The organism is Hahella sp. HN01, assembly GCF_018986435.1.
In the GTDB taxonomy this organism is placed as follows: domain Bacteria; phylum Pseudomonadota; class Gammaproteobacteria; order Pseudomonadales; family Oleiphilaceae; genus Hahella.
The window spans coordinates 1-2,266 of sequence record NZ_JAHMIN010000104.1 but is presented as its reverse complement, the minus strand read 5'-3'; the positions used below and the strand labels follow the sequence as shown (position 1 = coordinate 2,266).

Genomic DNA, 2,266 nt, shown 5'->3' with positions numbered 1-2,266 from the left:
CGACAATGGCGTCGGTCACGTAGGACAGATTCTGGCTACTCCCCACGCGAGCGGAGTGTACCGGCGCTATTCGGGTTCCAGCGGGCCAGCTTTGCTCCAGGGGCCGTTTAAGGTGCAATTGGTTTGGCTCGACCGCGGCGATCTCCGCAAACTCCGCACGCAAATCGTGTACGAGTGTCAGCAAGCCGCCGACCGCATAATCACGGTGCAACGTATCGATGGAAAGCGTCTGGACGCCGGCGGCGATGGGTGTCGCGGAAACGGCGGCGTCTATCCACCATGGCAATCCATAGACACGCGCTTGCCAAGAGATAAGCAGGTTCTCCATCATCACACGGGGGCGATCCACACCTGCCAACACTCGGTATTCCAGCATGCGTCGGGGATGCGCCCGCACTCTGACTCGCTGTTCCACGCCAGAGTGGGAGCGCATCACGTCAGTGAGCCACTCCAGGCGTTCAATCACCGGTTCAGTCCAGTCCGGCGATAGCGTCCAGCCGACAATGCGTCGCCCTGTCACCCCTAGCGTGGGCGTATCCGAGCTAAATAAAAAACGAAATTGCGCCTCCACCTGCGGAGGTCCGTTGGGCGCCACGGACAACGAATAGCGGCGCGACTCCAAGGCGTCAAACTGCGTCGGCGGCGAAGCCGGCCCGGTCAGCGTCATGCCTTCGGCGGCTTCGCGCGCCACGGAGTCCAGCGTCTGGGGCTGCATGTGCGCATTCCAGACTTCTATCTCACGCATCTGCACCGAAGCCACGCTGCCCAGGTCAATGCGCTCAGGCAGAACATGCACCCGGTGATACCAGTCCACGCCAAAGCTTCCGGCGATCGCCCCTTCTCGGGGGATTCGCGGCGTAAACGTGGCGGCTTTGAGTTGGGAGCGCGTTGACGCAGGACTGGCGATCGCGCTCACGTCGGGCGGCCAGGCAGGCAGCGTGAGATGCTCCATGGCCTGCGTCAGGCGTGGGTTGTTCCATACGGCGCTACAGGACGCGGGGATAAAACCTTCTACAGCCGTCATGGTCAGGGGCCGTCATAGCGTACGGCGAAACCAAAGGTGCCCGTCGACAGACGCGACCCCGCAGAACTGCCGTAGGAGCCATTAGGGCTCTGTATGTCTTTTTCCCACCAGGGGAACACTTTCCAGCGCTCGCCCCCTAACGTGAGGATATCCCCGGCGTTGTAGTAATTGAGCCGCAGGCTGCGCCAGTGCTCCAAATGCCCTAACAATGAAATGTATCCGTCTGAGCGCGGCAGCCACAACCACATCGGCGTCATCACCGATTGCTGGCTCCAACTGTTGGGTTGGCGCATCTGAATGGGATGCGCGTACTGGGGAAAAGACGGCCAGACCGTATTGTTGGCGTTCGCGCCGGGCCAGATATTTCCGTCCACCCGACAGTGCAGAAAGCTCGCCCGATAATGCTGAAAGCCGTTGGAATGAGAGTCTGTATTACGAGTGTTCCAAAACGGCGCCGCCGGTGAGCGCCAGTAGCCCGCTCGGTATTGGCCTTCTCCCGCCTGCGTTGGGGTGAAATAGAACCCGTTCGTTGATTTGGCGGCCATGCAGTGAGACGCCGCAAACCAGTTGCCGCCCTCCCAGGCGCCATACTTCTGAATGTCGCCACAAGCCATCCATTGATGCCGGGACACGGTGTAATTCACGACACAAAGCAGCAGGTCGGGCGACTCATGGGCGAACAAGTGATAAGTGACGGGCCACGCGGAGCTGGGAAGCCAGATACGCGCCTTTTGCGGACAAGGATCGACGCTGAAATCCGCGCTATTGGCGCCGGCAATGACCACCTGGTCGGGGTCCGCCAATGTCAGACTCACATGATTGACGCCTTTACTGAGTGAGTCTCCCTGAATGCGCCAGCCATTGGCTTCGGCAAACAGCATCATCGCGTCCCTCAACGCGGAGTTAGAACCGACCTGTCCGGTTTCATACGCCATTACGCCAACCTCAACGCAAAGTAGTCGCGCACGCCTGTGCGAAACACATCCTGGACCACCAGATGCTCGACGCCATCGGCAATGACAGTGCTTTCCACGGCGTTGGCGAACCCCGGCACAAAATACACGCCATCCAGTTCGCCATAGGTATTGGCGGGATCATTGAGCACAATCGGCATGAGCGGATAATGGCCTTCCGTGTCGCGGGTGATCACGCTGTTATTCCAGGGCCAGCTTTCTGGCTGACGCCATTCGCCGTCGATGAAGCGGAATTTGAAGTTCGCGCGATTGCCTTTGTAGGGTAAAA

At 59.8% G+C, this 2,266-nt stretch carries 2 protein-coding genes and 1 pseudogene; all 3 read right to left on the bottom strand.

The window, feature by feature from the left end; translation table 11 throughout:
- Positions 1-1,024 (bottom strand): annotated as a pseudogene (locus tag KP814_RS32375) (hypothetical protein); the annotation flags it as partial.
- Between the two features lie 2 nt (positions 1,025-1,026).
- Positions 1,027-1,959: a hypothetical protein gene (locus KP814_RS32370; protein ID WP_216740649.1), complete on the bottom strand. Its 933-nt coding sequence runs from the start codon at positions 1,957-1,959 to the stop codon at positions 1,027-1,029.
- On the bottom strand, positions 1,959-2,266 hold a 308-nt coding region (locus KP814_RS32365; protein WP_216740648.1), incomplete at its 5' end, for a hypothetical protein. The genes KP814_RS32365 and KP814_RS32370, both read right to left, overlap by 1 nt.

Coding starts and splice junctions, on each gene's coding strand:
- KP814_RS32370 (WP_216740649.1), bottom strand. CDS start 1,959: ATGGCGTATGAAACCGGACAGGTCGGTTCTAACTCCGCGTTGAGGGAC.